The following is a 16,777-nucleotide window of genomic DNA, read 5'->3' as shown; positions in this document are numbered from 1 at the left end:
AGCAAATGAGCAAATTAGCAAATGAGCAAATGAGTGGTGTGGGAATTTTCAAATTTGCTAATTTTCAAATTCTCAAATTTTCAAATTTTATTTGTATGAAAGTAAAAATGAACAGGCTACTTTATGGAGTAGTATTTTTCTTGTGTGCAACCCTTATGGGTTATGCACAGCAAATCACTGTGAAAGGAACAGTGAAAGACGCTTCAGGCTTGCCCTTGGCAGCAGCAAGCGTTGTGGTGAAAGGTACCTCGCACGGTACTGCTACCGATTTTGACGGGAACTTTGAGCTCACAGCCAATAAAGGAGCTGTGATTGTGTTCTCGTCATTGGGTTATAAAGACCAAGAAGTGACAGTGAAAGGGGCACAGATGAATGTGGTGCTTCAAGAAGAAATGCAACAGTTAGACGATGTGGTAGTTGTCGGTTACGGGGTTGCTAAGAAAAAAGATGTAACAGGTTCTGTAAACCTTGTTACTACTAAAGACTTTAGCAAAGGACAAACCCTTTCTGCCGACCAGCTTATTCAGGGTAAGGTGGCAGGGGTACAAATTACCTCTGGCGGGGGTGCTCCTGGTGATGGTCAGAATATCCGCGTAAGGGGGGTAGGTTCGCTCACCTTAAATTCTAATCCATTAGTAGTAGTAGATGGTATCCCAATGAACGATGGAGCTATAGGGGGTTCACGCAGTGTCTTGAACTCTATCAACCCCGAAGATATTGAGAGTATGACAGTGCTCAAAGATGCTTCATCTACCGCTATCTATGGTTCGCGCGCTGCCAATGGGGTAATTATGATTACTACCAAAAAAGGTAAGATGAACCAAGAGATGCAAGTTTCAGTTAACTCAAGCCTTTCAGTAAGTCAGGTATCTGATTATGTAGATTTGTTGTCAGCTGATGAAATACGTGCATTGGTAAACCAAACAGGCAATGCTACCCAAAAAGCCTTATTGGGCACCGCTAATACCGATTGGCAAAAAGAAATCTACCACCCAGCTCCTACAGCCAATACTACAGTAGGTATTTCAGGCAACCTAAAATCAGTGCCTTATCGTTTATCAGTAGGGCATACTTATGCCGATGGGGTATTGAAAACTGATAATTTCCAACGTGGTACTGCTAAACTTTCGCTTACGCCTGCGTTCTTAGATAAGAGTTTGCGCACAGAGTTTAACGTATCAGGTTCTTTTATCAAGAACCGCTTTGCCGATAGAGATGCTATTAGGGCAGCCATAGAGTACGACCCTACCCAATCGGTATACGGGGGACCTGCTAAATACGATGGCTATCACACTTGGTTGCAAAATGGCAATAAGAATAACAATGCTCCTTCCAACCCATTGGCATTGCTTTACTTGCGCAATAATACTGCTACTGTAAATCGTTTGATTTCCAACGTGAAAGTAGATTATACTTTGCCTTTCTTCAAAGATGTTACCGCTACTATCAACGCTGGTATTGATTATACTAAGAGTAATGGCGATGATATAGTAGATAAACGCCGACCTTCGTCATCAGGCACTTTCAATGGTACTAATACCCATTATACTAACATTGCCTCTAACGCCTTGTTTGATGCTTATGCTAATTATATGAAAGAAATAGGCAAACACAACCTATCGTTTATGGTGGGGCACTCTTACCAACGTTTCTACTTCAGCAATGTATCTAATCTTACAGAATATTTTGTGGGCGAACGCGATAAGGTTACACCAGTAGATGATAAGAGCCGCAACGTGCTTGTTTCATTCTTTGGGCGTGCAAACTATAGTTTCAACGACCGCTATATGCTTACTGCTACCCTTCGTGCCGATGCATCTTCTAAACTGAACCCAGACGATCGTTGGGGCTACTTCCCTTCATTGGCTTTGGCTTGGAATGCTAAAAACGAATCTTTCCTCAAAGAAAAAGAGACCGTAAACGACCTTAAATTGCGTCTTGGTTATGGTGAAGTGGGTAACGTAAACGGCTTGGGCGATTACCTTTTCCTTACTCGTTATGTAGGTAGTATTAATGATGGTGCGTACTATCAGTTGGGGAACCGATTTATTGCTACGGCGCGTCCTGAAAGTGTAAATAAACACCTTAAATGGGAAATTGGTAATACCCTAAATGCAGGTATCGATTACGGATTCTTTAGCAACCGCTTCTTCGGTAGCCTCGATGTGTATCGCAAAGTAACTAAAAACCTTATTGCTGAGGCTAATACTGCTCCATTTACTAACTATGGTAGCCGTATAGCGAGCAATATTGGCGATATGGAAAACAAAGGCGTTGAGTTTATCGCTAGTGTAGTGCCTGTAAGAGATGATGAGAAAAATATCAATTGGACACTTACTTATAACATTGCCTATAACAAAAACAAAATTACCAAACTTACCAACCTGCAAAATGTAGGCGGTATTAATGGAGGTACAGGTAATACCGTACAACGCCACCAAGAAGGCTATGCTCCTTATACCTTCTATTTGTACGAACAAGTGTATGATGCACAAGGTAAGCCAATTGAGGGGGCTTATGTAGATAAAAACGGCGATGGTAAAATAGATGAGAATGACCGTGTAATGGGCAAATCGCCTTATGCCGATGTAACGATGGGGCTTACTACCAACCTTACCTACAAACAATGGGATTTGAACATTGCAACCCGTGTGAGCTTAGGCAACTATGTGTACGACAACGTATCATCAGCTAATGCTTCACTCGACCGTGTTTATTCTGACAATATTTTGCGCAATACTCCTCGCTCTTATTATGACACATTGTTAAGCGAACGCAAAACAGCTACAATGCTTAGCGATATGTATTTGCACGATGCTTCTTTCTTTAAGATAGACAATATCACTTTGGGTTATAATTTCCCTTCAGCTGATAAGCTAAAAGTACGCCTTTACGCTACGATGCAAAATGTGCTTACTCTTACCAAATACAAAGGGTTAGACCCCGAAGTATTATCAATAGATAGTAATAATAGGGCAACTTCAGGTATAGATAACAATGTGTATCCACGCCCAAAAACTTACCTATTTGGTGTTAACTTAAATTTCTAAACGTATGAAAAGTAACTATATCAAAATATGGGGATTGGCAGCAGCATTATCGCTTAGCAGCTGTTTGAAAGACTTAGACCAAGACCCCTCAATAGACCCCGATAGCATCAATGCGAGTTCGGTGAAAACAAATTTGCAGTATGCAGAACAATCTTTGGCTAAGGTATACGCTTCTTTAGCGCTTACAGGTCAAAAAGGTCCTACCGATTCTCCCGATATACAAGGGTTGGACGAGGGTACTACTCAGTTTACCCGTCTGCTCTTCTATCTGCAAGAATTACCTACTGACGAAGCCGTAGTAGCGTGGAGTGACCCAGGTGTGCCCGATTTTCACAATATGAATTGGACAAAAAGCAATGGTATTATAGAAGCTATGTATTACCGTTTGGCTCAAACAGTTTCGTTTGCCAACTCGTTTATTTCAGTAAACCAAGATAGCCAGTTTGACGAAATGAAAAGATACGGAGTGGCTGAAGCGCGTTTTGTGCGTGCCTACGCCTACTATTACCTAATGGACTTGTTTGGCGATACTCCTATAGTAACCGAAGTGAAAGACAAACTCACTGAAAGCGACCGCAAATCGCGCAAAGAAGTGTTTGCTTTTATAGAAAGCGAACTAAAAGCTATAGAAAATGACCTTAAAGCTCCTAAAGCCAATGCCTATGGGCGTGTAGATAGAGCGGCTGCTTGGGCATTGCTCTCTCGCTTGTACCTCAATGCCAAAGTATATACAGGTGAAGAACGTTATGCCGATTGTATGACTTACGCTAAAAAAGTAATTGATGAGAGCGGCTATACGTTAGTGCCTAACTACAAATATTTGTTTTTGGCGGATAATGACACCAATGGAGCTCAAAACGAAAACATCTTTACAGTCAACTTTGATGGTCTGAACTCAAAAACTTGGGCAGGTACTACTTTCTTAGTACACGCATCTATAGGAGGTACTATGACTGCCACCGATTATGGAGTAGGTAGTGGCTGGAGCGGTTTGCGCACCACTAGTGCTTTAGTTGATAAATTTGATGGCACAGGCAATCCTCCTACAGCTTGGACAGATGCTCGTGCGATGTTTTACACCAATCGCCAATCGTATAGTATTAGTTCTATAGCTTCTTTTACCGATGGTTATGCGGTTACTAAGTACAAGAATATCACTTCTGCAGGACGAAAAGGCAAAGACCCCGCAGGTGATTTTGTAGATACTGATATAGCACTTATTCGCTTAGGAGAGGTTTATTTAAACTATGCCGAAGCGGCTCTACGCAAGAATACCAATACAAGCGATGCTCTTACCTACGTAAACAGATTGCGCACTCGTGCAGGTGAAGCACCCCTTACTGCAGCAAGGCTTACTGTAGATGAAGTGCTAAATGAACGCGCTCGCGAACTTTATTGGGAATGCTTCCGCCGTACCGACCTAATTCGCTACAATCGTTTTGTAGAAGGTACTTATTTATGGCCCTTTAAAGGAGGAGTAGCTGCAGGTACTGCTGTAGCCGATTTCCGCAAGCTCTATCCTATTCCTGCTAACGTAGTATTGGCTTCAGGAGGCGTGATTCGACAAAATACAGGATACTAAAAACTGAATAAACAATGAAAAAGATAATATTTTTAACTTTAGCAGCGGTAGGCTTCGTAAGTTGTGAGAAAGACGATAAAGCTACCGTAAGTACCGAATCGGCTAATATTACAGCTGAAGTATCGGCTACTACTTTTACTTTAGATAAAACTAAAGCAGGAGAAAATGCCCTTACCGTATCGTGGAACAAAACAGCTCTAAATGTAGCTACTCCAGTGAGGTATAATGTTACCCTTAGCTATAATGGCAATTCGCAAAGTACCGCACTTACTACCCAAACCAACACTACCCTTACAGTGGCAACACTCAATACACTTTGTATGAAGTTAGGAATGCCTGTTGATACAGCTACTCCTGTAGAGCTAAAAGCCAATGTAGTATTGGGCGATAAGAAAATTGTAGCTTCTTCAGCTCCTAAAACGCTTACTATAACACGTTATAATCAAGATTTTTACATTGTAGGAGCTGCGAGTTATGTAGGTTGGAATGCCAACAAAGCACAACAACTTTATCAAGAAGAAGATGGTATTCACTATTCTATCTATACTTATTTGAAAAAAGAAGAGGCTTTCCGTTTCTTAGGGCAACAAGATTGGAACCCAGTAAACTATAGTTTAGATGAAGTTGGTATAAGATCTGATTACAAATACTTCAAAAAATACACTAATAAGTTCCTTCAAAAAGACGGAGATGAAAATATGAAATTCTATGGAGAAACTGGTGTTTATAAAGTAAGTATCAATATTACAGACCAATCGCTTACTATAGAAGAAACTACCGCCGATTATAAACCTGAACATATCTATTTAGTAGGAGATGGAGTTTCTGGCACTCCTAAATGGAAAATAGAAAATCCGGTAGAAATGACTAAAACAGCTGAAGGTGTTTTTGAAACAACGGTTGTGTTACAACCAGGAGCTGAATTTAAGTTCTTTGGTCAGAAATCTTGGTCAGGCAAAGAATGGGGTAACTTTACTAAAGATGTTGCTGGTGATACCCGTTACTTAGCTCCTAAAGATAATAGTAATATCAAATTCAATGGAGATGGTAGTAGCAATTACAAAATTACTGTAAATGTAAAAGCAGGTACTTATTCTGTTGTAAAACAATAATTTTTAATAGCTTGCATAAGTATAGGCAACGCACTTTTATCAATCACCTTGCTCGCAGTGAGCAAGGTGATTTTTTTATGTGCTTTTAGTTGTTCGCAAAAAGGAGCAAAGGCAGCATTGGTAGCCAACTCTTCGCTGTAGTCTTTTTTAAAGGCTTCGTAATCGTTGTCTTGGTGATAACGCTGCCTCAATAGGGTAGAGGGGGCAATATCTTTCGCCCAAAGGTCTAATGCCAAAGCCTCTTTTTTGATGCCACGAGGCCAAAGCCTATCTGCAAGAATGCGAAAACTATCGCTGTCATCTTGCTCGTTATATACACGGCTTAATGTAATTTCCATAGTATTTAGTATATAATCGTTCGTTATTAGCGGTTAGCCGTTAGATTGAGGTTTATTTCTTTCCAAGTCCGAACAAAAAGCGCAAGCCCCCGTATATCTGTAAGCCTTGCGAATGGTAATAAGCCCACAATTCGTGGTTTTTAGCACTCAAATTATTGGCTTTCACAAATAGCTGAAAGTGCTTGTTCAGCGTATAGTCGGCGTGCAGATTTACATCTATATAACCATTTAGCGTGATTTTTTTAGGCTCAATAGAGCCTATTAGGTAATCTAAATCGTAGCGATTGCCTATATAGAAGATGTCAATCCCTGCAAACAAGTTAGGCAATATTTTAAAATCGCTGTATAACGACACCTGTATTTGTGGCAAATTCCAAGCGATGTGCTCGTATTGGTTATCTGCCTTGTAATAGTTGTATTTGCCTTCTAAGGTAAAGAAAAAGAACTCTTTTAGGTTGCCTTCCATAGCTACTTTTCCTTCTATTTCGCTTACCCTGTCATACACTACCCCAAAAGCGTTGTAGTATTGGTAAGGCAGAGGATTGTTGGGGTCTATAGGGCGTTCGGTAAAAGTAGTGATGAGCGGTTTTTCTTTGCTCAGCCTATAGCTACCCTGCACGCGGTATTGCAAGCCCGTAGCCACCTTGCCATTGATGCCCACAAAAGCATCGGCTTGCACATTGGTAGGTTTCAGTTCCAGCATTGGGGCTAAATAAGGATTGCGCTCGCTTAGTTTGGATAGTGTATTTTGCTGCATTGTTCCTTTTATGCCCCCGTGTAGTATCGCATCGGGGGTGAGAGCGTACGAGGCTTCCACATCGGGGTAAGCCTTAAATTTGTCATCATCAGTTTGGTTGGCATCTACGTATAGCATAGAAACTCCCAATTTGGCTGATAAATTCCCTGCTTTTAGGTGATATGCAGGTTGTACCCCAAAGAGCATCCAGCGGTTTTTAATCTCATTCACAAAGTTATCTTGCCTTGTAAAGTTTCCTTCGTAATAGTCAAATAGCAATTTTCCTTGCACCTGTTGCCCATCAATGAGTGGTACTTCAAACGAAGGTTTTACTTTTAGGTTTACCTCTTGGCTATCAAAGCTGTCCGAAAGCGCATCTACCGAGAAGTCAAACCCTTTGAAGTAAGGATTTGCCCATTGCAAATAGGCGTTACCCCCATAGTTAGTGTAAGCCTGCTGCATATCGCTTATTTTGTCTATCAGAAACGTTTTGCTGAACACATCGGGGCGTATGCCGTAGTAGTTGTGCATTCGCCTGCCGAGGTAGCCGTTGATGCCCCAAATAAGCGCTTCATTTTGGTAGTTATAGCCCAGCGTACCTTTGGTATTGGCATAGTTTGTTTCAGGCAGCACATCGGGTACATCGCCATTGCTCGACAAATGGTCGGCTACCAACGAAATCTTGCTATGATCGTTCAGGTCGTAAGTAATGTTAGCCTCGCCCATTAGCGTATTTAGCAACCCCAGCCCTGCACCTATATATGAGTTTAGGTAATCCTCGCGAACAGTGCGTTTTTCTATAGGGGCAGCTTTTCCTTTTTCGGGCACAAAGGTAGAAGCTACAGGTACCGAATTGAAAGTATACTTTATCGTCTTCTTTTTCACCGTGATAGAGTCGTTTTTTATTTTTACCTCATCACGTTTTTTATAAGCGTCGGCTATAGTAGGAGCGTATGATTTTACCACATCCACCACCTTTGTTGTAAGGCTGTCCTTTCGGCTTTGCGCACTTAGTATCATAGGGAGTGCCAGAGCCCACAAGCAGATATATATTCTATAATTAGTCATTATTATTTTGTTCTTATGGTTATAAAATTAATCCTATTGCTTTACCGATGAGTTAGTTTTGGCTGTTTCAGCTTTTATAGCAGCCAATTCTTTTTTAGCTTCAGCTACTATTTCGGGTATATCTTTAAAGCTTTTTATCACGCTTTCAAGTACATAAGTAGCCTGATAGCTATCTTTTTGCCCATAAAAGTTCTTAGCCATTACGATAAGGCTTTTGGCAGCGTATTCTTTTTGTGCCCCATAGTCTTTAGCAATTCGTTGCACTACTTCGTTAGAGGCTTTGTAATCTTTATCTTTATTTTTGTAGTAAGCATCGTAATACAAGGCTTCTGCAGCCACGTTTTTGTTTTCGGTGCCTGTTTTTTCCACCTCTTTGTAGTATTTACGAGCCTGAGCATCATCGCCTTTTTTGAAGTAAGTACGAGCCAATACCACATAAGCATCAGCCTTTACGCGCTCATCTATTTGCTTGTCGGCTAATACCTTGTTGGCATATTCGTTAGCCTTGTCATATAGGTTTTCGTTATAGCACACACGCATTAGGTTACTGCGAGCAAAGGTGCGGTTTTGGCTGATAGTCGCTCTTTTTTCAAGCTCTTCCAAGTAAGGTTTAGCCTTTAGGTAGCTGCCGGCATCTAATAGTATTTGGCACACGCGCACCAATGATTGTTCGCTGAAGTCGTTAGAACTACTCTTGTACACTTTCTCAAAATAAGTGAGAGCGTTGGCTTTGTTACCCTTGTTGAAGTACGATTGCGCCAAGTAAAATTCGGCATTGGTACGTCTCATTCCGTTAGGGTACTGTTTGATGTATTTTTCAAAACCAGCAATAGCCTCGTCTAAGTTGTTTTGCAAATATTGTCGTTCTGCCGATTCGTAAGTAGCCGCTTCAAGTTCCAGATTGGTAACCTCTACATAGCCCAAGCTCTTCGCCCAAGCAGCATATTCATTCACCTGACCCATATCTACATAAATCAGCTTTGCCGAAGCCACCGCCTGTGAAGCCTCATTTGTATTGGGGTAATCTTTAGCAATTGTTTTGAATAGTTGTAAGGCTTTTTGCTCTTCACCTCTGCTATAGTACACCAATCCTTGTCGTAATAGCACGCGAGGCACTAATACGTTTCCTTTGTAGTTTGTAGAAAGCTGCTCGTAATATTCCATACCTTTGGACACATTTCCTTGCGTTACGTAGGTACTACCCAATTCGTATAGCGCATTGGGGCGCAAGTTTGAGTCGGGATAGTTTTTTATAAACTTTTCCAACTCTTCAATTTTGTTATTAGCACGGTCTACAAAACCATAACTAATAGCCTTTTGGTATGCAGCGTAATCCTGATTCTCGGTTTTTGCTTCTATCAGTTTGTTGTAGCCCTCCATTGCAGGCCAGTACTTACCAGTTACAAAATACGAATCTGCCAATCGCAACATTGCATCTTGTTTCCAAACCTCATCTTTAGGGCTCTGTTTCAAATAATTTTCAAAGTTTGTAATAGCATTAGCGTATTGGTGTTGGTTGAAATAGCTATAAGCCAAGCTGTAATACACCTTGCTGTATTCATCAGTTTTTGTTGCCGAAGGGTTTGCTAAGAATTTGTCGAAGAATGTTGTAGCTTTGCTGAAGTCTTTTAGCTGATAAGCACTTTCACCAGCCCAGTAAGCCGCACGAGCCGAGATAGTGCTGTTATCGGTAATAGCACGTTCCAAATACTTAAGAGCTTCGGTGTATTGCTGATCGTTGAACAGTTCCGCACCCCTGTAAAAAGCTACTTTTTTGTAAAGCTCCTTATCCTTTGCATCGGTTGATTTTTCTAATATACTTATTGCAGCCTCATAGTTGCCCGATGAGATATACGAATCTACTAATAGCGATTGTATTTCTTCCTTGTTGTCTTTAGGATAGGCTTTGGCATAGCCCATCAGTACCGAAGGCACTGCTTCATAAACATTTCCTATTTCATAACTCAAGCGAGCGTAGTTTAGGTAAGCATCTTTTTTTATTTGCTCGTCAAAAGCCATTTGCGAAGCATTTCTGAAAGCGTTTAGAGCCTCTTGCTTTTTATTGGTTTTTAGGTAGCATTCTGCCAAGTGGTAGTAAGCATTTTGGGCTACTTCATCATTTCCGTCTATAATCTTGTTAAATTGAGAGACAGCCCCCTCGTAATCGTTGTTTTTGTAGAGCGCATACCCCATATAATAATAGTCGGTATTAGAAAGTTTTCCTTTTTTGCCTTTGTACAACATCAGGTGAGGCAAAGCCTCTTGGTATTTTTTAAGGTTGAAGTAACTTTCACCCACAATTTTGTGCAGTTCCGAAATTTCCTGTGCATTTTTTGTTTTGGCGAGTTGTTTTTCGCCCTCCTCAATAGCGTCATCGTACAACGCCTGACTGAAGTACATATTTGCCTGAAAATAGCTCACATTCTTATCACTATCGCTGGCACTTAGTTCGCCAAATAGCTTTTCAGCTTTTTGGTAGTCATCGGCATCATAAGCCATATAGCCCAAGTAGTATTTAGCATCGTTGCCGTAAGTACTACTGTTTTGCACCGCCTCAAAGTGTGAGCGCGATTCACTTTGTTTGTCCAGTGTAAAAAGAGCATATCCTTTTTGGAAGTTTAGTTTTTCTTTTTCGGCACTATTTAGCCTGAGCGGGTCTACAGAAGCATACCATTCTAAGGCTTCTGTATAATTTCCTTGTTCGTAATAAAGGTTTGCCATTTGCAAGTAAGCATCGGCACTTAGTGGCGACTCGGGGTGGCTTGTAATAAACTTATTTACCAAAGTTTCAGCCCCCTTTTGTCCCAAAATAGCAGCGATTGTAGCCACGTAGTATTCACTTTGTGTGCGTATAGTTTTGTCGTTGCCATTGTTCATTGTTTCTCTAAAGATAAGCTGAGCAGGCTGATAAAGTTTTCGCGCAGATAGCCCCAACCCTTTTTGATACCGTTGTTGAGCATTGGTATCGCTTGAGGTTTCTTGTGCTATCAAAGTACCACTACTTATCAATACCCATAACATTAGTAAGAAAAATCGCTTCTTCATAAATATATTTTTTTTGAATAATTGCTGCAAAGATACAAAATAATGTTTAATGGATAATGATTAATGCTTAAAAGTTTGCTTAATATTGAGCCAAAACGGAGTTATGTTATCCTTAGCTCTGCCTTAGTTACAATTTTGCTCATTTGCTCATTTGTTGTATCTTTGCGTGAAGAATTAATAAATACAATTTCTATGAAAAACATTTTTTTATTCTGTTTAGCCCTTGTAGGCTTTGCAGCAACAGCACAGACCTATGAATTTAAGGTCGTAACAGCAGTAGAATCGGTAGTCCCTTCTGGTATGGGGCGTTCACGCTTGATTTCGGCTAATGAAGACCGCAATTACAAAGATTTTACCACTACCCGCTCCGAAGAAGGCGATGAGCGCAATAAAAGCGACCGCGATGAGATTCGCGTAAAAGGCTTTGACGAAACCAAGTTGCTGAACTTTTTCAATATTGCAGGGATTCGCTTCCAAAATATCGCTGCCAACGATGCCCTTATCACTTCCAAACTCAATGCGATGAGCGAAGAAGGCTGGGAACTTGCCTTCGTTACCAGTGGTGTAGAAAGCAATTCAGGCAAAGAAGATTCTACAGGGCTTTTTATCACCCGTTTTGTGTTCAAACGTTTGAAGAAATAGCTGTTTTACTCTTCCCCTTTTGCGCCACACACTTTGAAACCGCAAATCAATGCGCCACACACTTTGGCAAACTTTAAGAGTTTGCCAAAGTTAATTACTCTTTGAAACGCTAATCAATACCGCAGTTTGTGCACTTATCGCTTCGTTCCTATTATCACCCTATGCAATCCGTTATTCCTGCGGAAGAAAAAGAGGTTACTTATACCGAGTTTCTTCCGTGTGAGGCTTTGCGTTCGTTTATCTATTGCTATTGGGAGCTAAAATCACTTCCGCGTAACACGCCTTTCAGCTACAGAGTAGTTGCCGATGGCTGCATCGACCTGTTTTTTGAATGCAATAATCCGCAGATGAGTTCCCTTATGGGCTATTGCAATACGTATGTAGAGATTCTTATAACGGGGGCTTTTCATTATGTGGGGGTTCGCTTTTTGCCTAGTGCCTTTCCGCTACTTTTCGGTCAGGATGCTTTTGAAATCAGCGCACAAGAAATACCCTTGCGCGAGGTACTGCCTGCACTGGCTACTTATATTGCTCAGCAGTTGGAAATTCCCCTTTCGTTAGCTGCCATTGCACAGCACTTGGACAACTATTTTCTTCGCCACCTATCACAACGCCCTTTGCAGACGGACAACCGCTTTTTCTCCGCCCTTTTGCAGATATTGCAAAGCAAAGGGAGCATACACATCAGTCAGTTAGATACCGGTATCAGTACCCGACAGTTGCGCCGCCTTTTTGACTACTACATAGGCGATAGTCCTAAAGCTTTTAGCAATATTGTGCGCTTTCAGCATATACTAAGTACAAAAGCCTATCACAACCATTCTTTTTTAGACACCTATTACGACCAAGCCCACTTTATCAAATCGTTTAAAACATTCTATGGCGATACCCCGAGTAAGGTGTTAGGCTGAAGAATGTCCGTTTTTTACAATCGTATTCCCTGCGCTTGCGGTACTTTTGCCCCCGAATAACAAATATATTATCAGAATGAAATTAAACGCAGGTATTATCACCGATAAATTAGCCGAGAGCAAAGATTTCTACACCCAAGTATTGCAATTTGGCGTTACTTTTGAAAACGACTTTTATTTGCTGTTGCACACCCCCAATCACGAGGCAGAAATTAGTTTTTTGTTGCCTAACCACCCTTCGCAACAGCCTCTTTTCCAAAAACCTTTTACCCAACAGGGCGTATATCTCACCATTGAAGTAGAGAATGTAGACGACTATTACCACAGCCTAAAAGAGCAGGGCGTACCCATTGCCATAGACTTACGCGAAGAACCTTGGGGCGACCGCCATTTTGCCATTATAGACCCTAACGGCATCGGTATTGACATAGTAACCTATTCAACACCTGAATAAAAATAAAAATCCCCGCTTGTAGAGAAATCTACCGGTGGGGATTTTTTATATCTCCAACTCACAGTAATACCTACACCTTAAAAAAAATATTTATAAAATAATATATAGTAAGTTTGCTTATTATATAAAAACATACTACCTTTGCGCCCGAATAAAGAAGTAAATTTAAATTATATATGAATGTTTTAATTATCAACGGGCATCCTACTATGGAGACGTCTAACGCCAATAAGGCTATTTTAGAAGAAGTAAAACGCTTGCTTCCTGAGGCTGAAGTAAGTAACTTGCAAGCCCTTTATCCTAACTATCAAATTGATGTAACTGCCGAACAAGCTAAACTTGTAAAAGCAGATGTAATTGTATGGCAATTTCCCGTGAATTGGTATTCACTTCCCGCCTTACTGAAAAAATGGTTAGACAACGTGTTTTCACACGGCTTTGCTTATGGCGACAACAAGCTGATGGGCAAGAAACTCATCCTTTCTTTCACTACTGGAGCACCTGAAGAGGCTTACCAACACGGTGGCGCACAGAACTATCCGTTTACCGATTTTCTCAATATTCACCGCCAAACTGCTAATCATTGCAAACTGCTCTTCCAAGAGCCAGTAATCTCTTATGGGATGAAGTACATCCCAGAAGTAATGCCTAAAGAAGTGTTCACAACCCTACAACAAAGAGCCAAAGATCACGCCGCTCGATTAGTTACAAAAATCAAAGAATTAAGTTAATTTGCCAATCGATAAAAATTGCCGTGTAGCAGTGTGTTACACGGTTTTATTCCATTTATAAATGAAAAAGAGACCTATCAAATATTGGATTATCGTGGCGAGCAAAGACCACGTACAAATGGGCGTTGCGGGAGGCTTTGCTCAAGCCTGCCACGGCAAAGCACAGCCTTTGAAGCGTATGCAGGAGGGTGACGGTATTCTCTATTACTCTTCCAAACGCTATTTTGGAAAAGAAGACAAATGCCAAGCCTTCACGGCTATTGGCAGAGTGAAAGACGAAGAAGTCTATGCCTTTCAGATGAGTGAAAATTTCTGTCCGTTTAGGAGAAATATTACTTTTGTAGACTGTGAAGAAACGCCCATAGCCAACCTTATCGAGCTATTGGACTTTATCCCCAACAAAAAAGCGTGGGGATATCCTTTTCGCTTTGGTATTTTAGAAATATCCGAGAACGATTTTAAACTTATAGCTTCTAAAATGTTACACAATGACCTCTCAGCCCTCAATTTTTAATTTGAAAGCCGAAGAAAGCTCAGGGCTTTTACTTTGGCAAGTAAGTATGTTATGGCAACGCGGAATCAAAAAAGTGTTGCAACCTTTCGACCTCACACACCCTCAGTTTGTACTCTTGGCGAGCGCCCAATGGTTTGCCCAACAAGGAAAGGAAATCACGCAGGTATCTTTGGCAAATTTCACCAAGATAGACCCAATGACTACCTCGCAAGTGGTGCGCACTTTGCAGAGCAAAGACCTCATCACAAGGGAAGAACACAAGACCGACACCCGCGCCAAAGTAGTTGCTATCACCGATAAAGGTGCCGAACTCATCGCGCAAGCTGTCGCTAAGGTCGAGGCTTTCGATGATGAATTTTTCAGTATTTTGGCAACCGAACAGCCCTCGTTCAACACTCAACTACACAAACTTTTGACGAATTAGGGAGATTGTTATAAATATTTTTGAACTTTTAGAATTAGAACTATATTAAAAATGGAACAAAAACCTATAACAATAGACGAATGTAAAAGAGCTTATGAACATTTAGTCGAAAAAGGTTATTTTACTGAAAAACATACTTTTGATTTCTATATTGATCATAGAGATAAAGAGTTGATAGAAGTGCTACATAAAATGGGGTATGAGGGAAACCTTTTAGCTTTGGGATACTTTTATCCTGAGTATGGTGCTTTTTATTATGTTATTGATGTAGATAGAATAAGTATGGATGATGCAAAAAAAATAATGTATGATTATATCAAAGATTGGAAAGATGGCAATGAATAAAACTTTGTCCGTTTTTTACAATCGTATTCCCTGTGCTTGCGGTACTTTTGCCCCCGAATAACAAATACATTATCAGGATGAAATTAAATGCAGGTATTATTACCGAGAAATTAGCTGAGAGCAAGGATTTCTAATAAGAGCCTTGGGGCGACCGCCATTTTGCCATTGTAGATCCTAACGGCATCGGTATAGATATCGTAACCTATTCCGCCCCTGAGTAAAAATGAAAATCCTCACTGAAAGAAAAATCTATCAGTGGGGATTTTTTTATTAGAAAATTATTTACTACTTTTGCACTCATCATTCGTAATTCGTCATTAAAATTATGCCTCATACCTCTTCATTACTTTGCAAGGCAATTATAATAGAGACTATAGTTGTTGTTATTTCAGTATATATATTAGGAACAATCTATGGCGGAACAGATGCAGCTGGTTCAATTATAGGAATCATCTTTATCCCCCTACTTGCAGGAGTAATTCCCTCTTTCTTAATAGCTAAAATCATAGAAAAGCACATAAAACTCACTTCTAAAAACCCAATAATAGGTGTTCTTCTATTTTTTGTACTCACCTTTATTTCCGTAAATATAGGCGCTATAGTTTTCAGTTTTTTAAAATATGGTGAATGGATTGAAAGACATCATTTATATGAAATACGAGAAGCATTCTTCTATTCCTGTGGTATACAAACCTTAGGGGTAGCCATTTGGTTAGGAATAAAACTCCTGACTTGTCCGGATTAGTGCGACAAATTTAATTTTCTCAAATAGTCCTTCATAGCCTGTGAGAGACTTGTTCGCATACGGTACTCTTTTTGAGTTATTTTATTAAAAAGTCGTGCATCAGTAACCCTTTTAGCCTCGTAAACGAACTTTTTAATTGAAATTCCCGTCTGCAACTCAATATGTTTGCTCAAAGCTAAGGATATAAAGCAAATTAAAATGTGTAATTTTATAGGTTCTTCCTTAAAATGAAAAATAGGGCGCATTTCAAGGTCGTTTTTTGATATTCTAAACGCCTGTTCCACTCTATAAAGCTCGTGATAACGCTCAATAACCATTGAATTACTAACTTCTTCCTCTTTCAAATTCGTAAAATATCCTTTGATGCCCAAAAGCTGTTTGTTTTTCTCTATTAACTCCTCATTCAAACTTACCTTGCCGCCTTTTTCTTGTACAAACTTCACTTTCTTCTGCCCACTTGGTCGAGAAACTATCTCTTTGGCTCTCTTAATCTGTTTTTCCAACCCGTATTTATCTTTTCGATAGCGAACTGATGAAAAATCACATATCAAAAATCCTTTATTTGTTGAAACTCTTTACCTTTCTCTATCCAAGCATAAGTGGAACGGCTGTTATGCGTAGGATGAACACCATCGGCAAAATACACCACATCCCCTTCTTCCTTTTCTTGAAGAATTTTAGAGAGCGCTTCAGCAAATAGTTTTTGTTTTAAAAGATCCGCCTCACAAGGCACTTCGGTTGTTTTCCTGTAGGAAAAACCAATTCTGTTAAGTAAATCAGCCATTCCTTGTGGAGTATAGGTAACTTCAAAAGTGTCTTTAACCCATTGAGATACTTGTTTTGCATCTGTATAAAGATGTGTGCGTAACTCTTGTTTTAAGGATTCTATTTGAAAAATATTAAGCAGACCTTGATAACCTTTATAACGATTCTCAAGAAGTTTATCTAGTCCTCCTTCAAGATATAAGGAACGATAACGATAAGTAGTAGAAATATCTATACCCAAGCAATCAGCAACAAAAATAGGAGTATTGCCCATAGAAAGCATCAAAATGCAGGTAACTCGGGCATAATCCGAGC

At 40.2% G+C, this 16,777-nt stretch carries 16 protein-coding genes and 1 pseudogene; 12 read left to right on the top strand and 5 right to left on the bottom strand.

The genetic code is table 11. The features are described 5' to 3' along the window. Positions 1–95: 95 nt before the first annotated feature. From HMPREF9075_RS08765 to HMPREF9075_RS08755, 3 genes are read left to right on the top strand one after another with little or no spacing between them, the layout of a single operon-like run. Complete coding sequence (locus HMPREF9075_RS08765) at positions 96–3,050, top strand: SusC/RagA family TonB-linked outer membrane protein (protein ID WP_034557393.1); 2,955 nt, start codon at positions 96–98, stop codon at positions 3,048–3,050. Between the two features lie 4 nt (positions 3,051–3,054). Beyond that, complete coding sequence (locus tag HMPREF9075_RS08760; protein WP_009416186.1) at positions 3,055–4,632, top strand: RagB/SusD family nutrient uptake outer membrane protein; 1,578 nt, start codon at positions 3,055–3,057, stop codon at positions 4,630–4,632. Positions 4,633–4,646: 14 nt separating this feature from the next. Beyond that, positions 4,647–5,744 carry a SusF/SusE family outer membrane protein gene (locus tag HMPREF9075_RS08755; RefSeq protein ID WP_009416185.1) on the top strand — a complete coding sequence of 366 codons (1,098 nt, stop codon included), beginning with the start codon at positions 4,647–4,649 and terminating at the stop codon, positions 5,742–5,744. Here HMPREF9075_RS08755 and HMPREF9075_RS08750 read toward each other — a convergent pair. Genes HMPREF9075_RS08750 through HMPREF9075_RS08740 form a run of 3 tightly spaced genes read right to left on the bottom strand, consistent with a single transcriptional unit; the run spans position 5,723 to position 10,931 of the window. Then, the gene (locus tag HMPREF9075_RS08750; RefSeq protein ID WP_009416184.1) at positions 5,723–6,082 is read right to left on the bottom strand and encodes a DUF488 domain-containing protein; all 360 of its coding nucleotides are present in this window, start codon (positions 6,080–6,082) and stop codon (positions 5,723–5,725) included. The two genes, HMPREF9075_RS08755 and HMPREF9075_RS08750, sit on opposite strands and share 22 nt — an antisense overlap. 52 nt (positions 6,083–6,134) lie before the next feature. Next, on the bottom strand, positions 6,135–7,886 hold the full coding sequence (locus tag HMPREF9075_RS08745; protein ID WP_009416183.1) for a TonB-dependent receptor domain-containing protein: 1,752 nt from the start codon (positions 7,884–7,886) through the stop codon (positions 6,135–6,137). A gap of 33 nt (positions 7,887–7,919) precedes the next feature. Further along, a complete protein-coding gene (locus HMPREF9075_RS08740) occupies positions 7,920–10,931 on the bottom strand; it encodes a tetratricopeptide repeat protein (RefSeq protein ID WP_009416182.1) in 3,012 nt (1,003 codons plus the stop codon). Between the two features lie 192 nt (positions 10,932–11,123). On the opposite strand from HMPREF9075_RS08740, the gene HMPREF9075_RS08735 reads away from it, so the two are divergent. From HMPREF9075_RS08735 to HMPREF9075_RS08700, 9 genes and pseudogenes are all read left to right on the top strand, one after another. Continuing rightward, positions 11,124–11,573 carry a hypothetical protein gene (locus HMPREF9075_RS08735; RefSeq protein WP_034557323.1) on the top strand — a complete coding sequence of 150 codons (450 nt, stop codon included), beginning with the start codon at positions 11,124–11,126 and terminating at the stop codon, positions 11,571–11,573. A 161-nt stretch (positions 11,574–11,734) separates the two neighbouring features. After that, positions 11,735–12,484: a helix-turn-helix domain-containing protein gene (locus tag HMPREF9075_RS08730; RefSeq protein ID WP_009416180.1), complete on the top strand. Its 750-nt coding sequence runs from the start codon at positions 11,735–11,737 to the stop codon at positions 12,482–12,484. A gap of 76 nt (positions 12,485–12,560) precedes the next feature. Continuing rightward, the gene (locus HMPREF9075_RS08725) at positions 12,561–12,938 is read left to right on the top strand and encodes a VOC family protein (protein WP_009416179.1); all 378 of its coding nucleotides are present in this window, start codon (positions 12,561–12,563) and stop codon (positions 12,936–12,938) included. Positions 12,939–13,114: 176 nt separating this feature from the next. After that, entirely contained in the window at positions 13,115–13,669 is a 555-nt protein-coding gene (locus HMPREF9075_RS08720) for an NAD(P)H-dependent oxidoreductase (RefSeq protein ID WP_009416178.1), read from the top strand. A gap of 61 nt (positions 13,670–13,730) precedes the next feature. After that, positions 13,731–14,183 carry an EVE domain-containing protein gene (locus tag HMPREF9075_RS08715; protein WP_009416177.1) on the top strand — a complete coding sequence of 151 codons (453 nt, stop codon included), beginning with the start codon at positions 13,731–13,733 and terminating at the stop codon, positions 14,181–14,183. Then, positions 14,158–14,607, top strand: a complete 450-nt coding sequence (locus tag HMPREF9075_RS08710) for a MarR family winged helix-turn-helix transcriptional regulator (protein WP_009416176.1) — start codon at positions 14,158–14,160, stop codon at positions 14,605–14,607. The genes HMPREF9075_RS08715 and HMPREF9075_RS08710 overlap by 26 nt, the downstream gene beginning before the upstream one ends. A gap of 51 nt (positions 14,608–14,658) precedes the next feature. Next, a complete protein-coding gene (locus HMPREF9075_RS08705; protein ID WP_009416175.1) occupies positions 14,659–14,952 on the top strand; it encodes a hypothetical protein in 294 nt (97 codons plus the stop codon). Positions 14,953–15,089: 137 nt separating this feature from the next. Next, positions 15,090–15,173: pseudogene (locus tag HMPREF9075_RS14075) on the top strand (glyoxalase); the annotation flags it as partial. 104 nt (positions 15,174–15,277) lie between these two features. Further along, the gene (locus tag HMPREF9075_RS08700) at positions 15,278–15,697 is read left to right on the top strand and encodes a hypothetical protein (protein WP_009416173.1); all 420 of its coding nucleotides are present in this window, start codon (positions 15,278–15,280) and stop codon (positions 15,695–15,697) included. Here the strand turns inward: HMPREF9075_RS08700 and HMPREF9075_RS08695 are convergent. Then, entirely contained in the window at positions 15,694–16,200 is a 507-nt protein-coding gene (locus tag HMPREF9075_RS08695; RefSeq protein ID WP_062079416.1) for a hypothetical protein, read from the bottom strand. The genes HMPREF9075_RS08700 and HMPREF9075_RS08695 overlap by 4 nt on opposite strands. Before the next feature lie 44 nt (positions 16,201–16,244). Beyond that, positions 16,245–16,777: winged helix-turn-helix domain-containing protein (locus HMPREF9075_RS08690; RefSeq protein WP_009416171.1), on the bottom strand; the 533-nt coding region annotated here is incomplete at its 5' end.

Origin of the sequence: Capnocytophaga sp. oral taxon 332 str. F0381, from assembly GCF_000318275.2 — a bacterium.
In the GTDB taxonomy this organism is placed as follows: domain Bacteria; phylum Bacteroidota; class Bacteroidia; order Flavobacteriales; family Flavobacteriaceae; genus Capnocytophaga; species Capnocytophaga bilenii.
The sequence above is the reverse complement of the archived record's forward strand: the minus strand, read 5'-3'. Positions and strand labels throughout refer to the sequence as shown.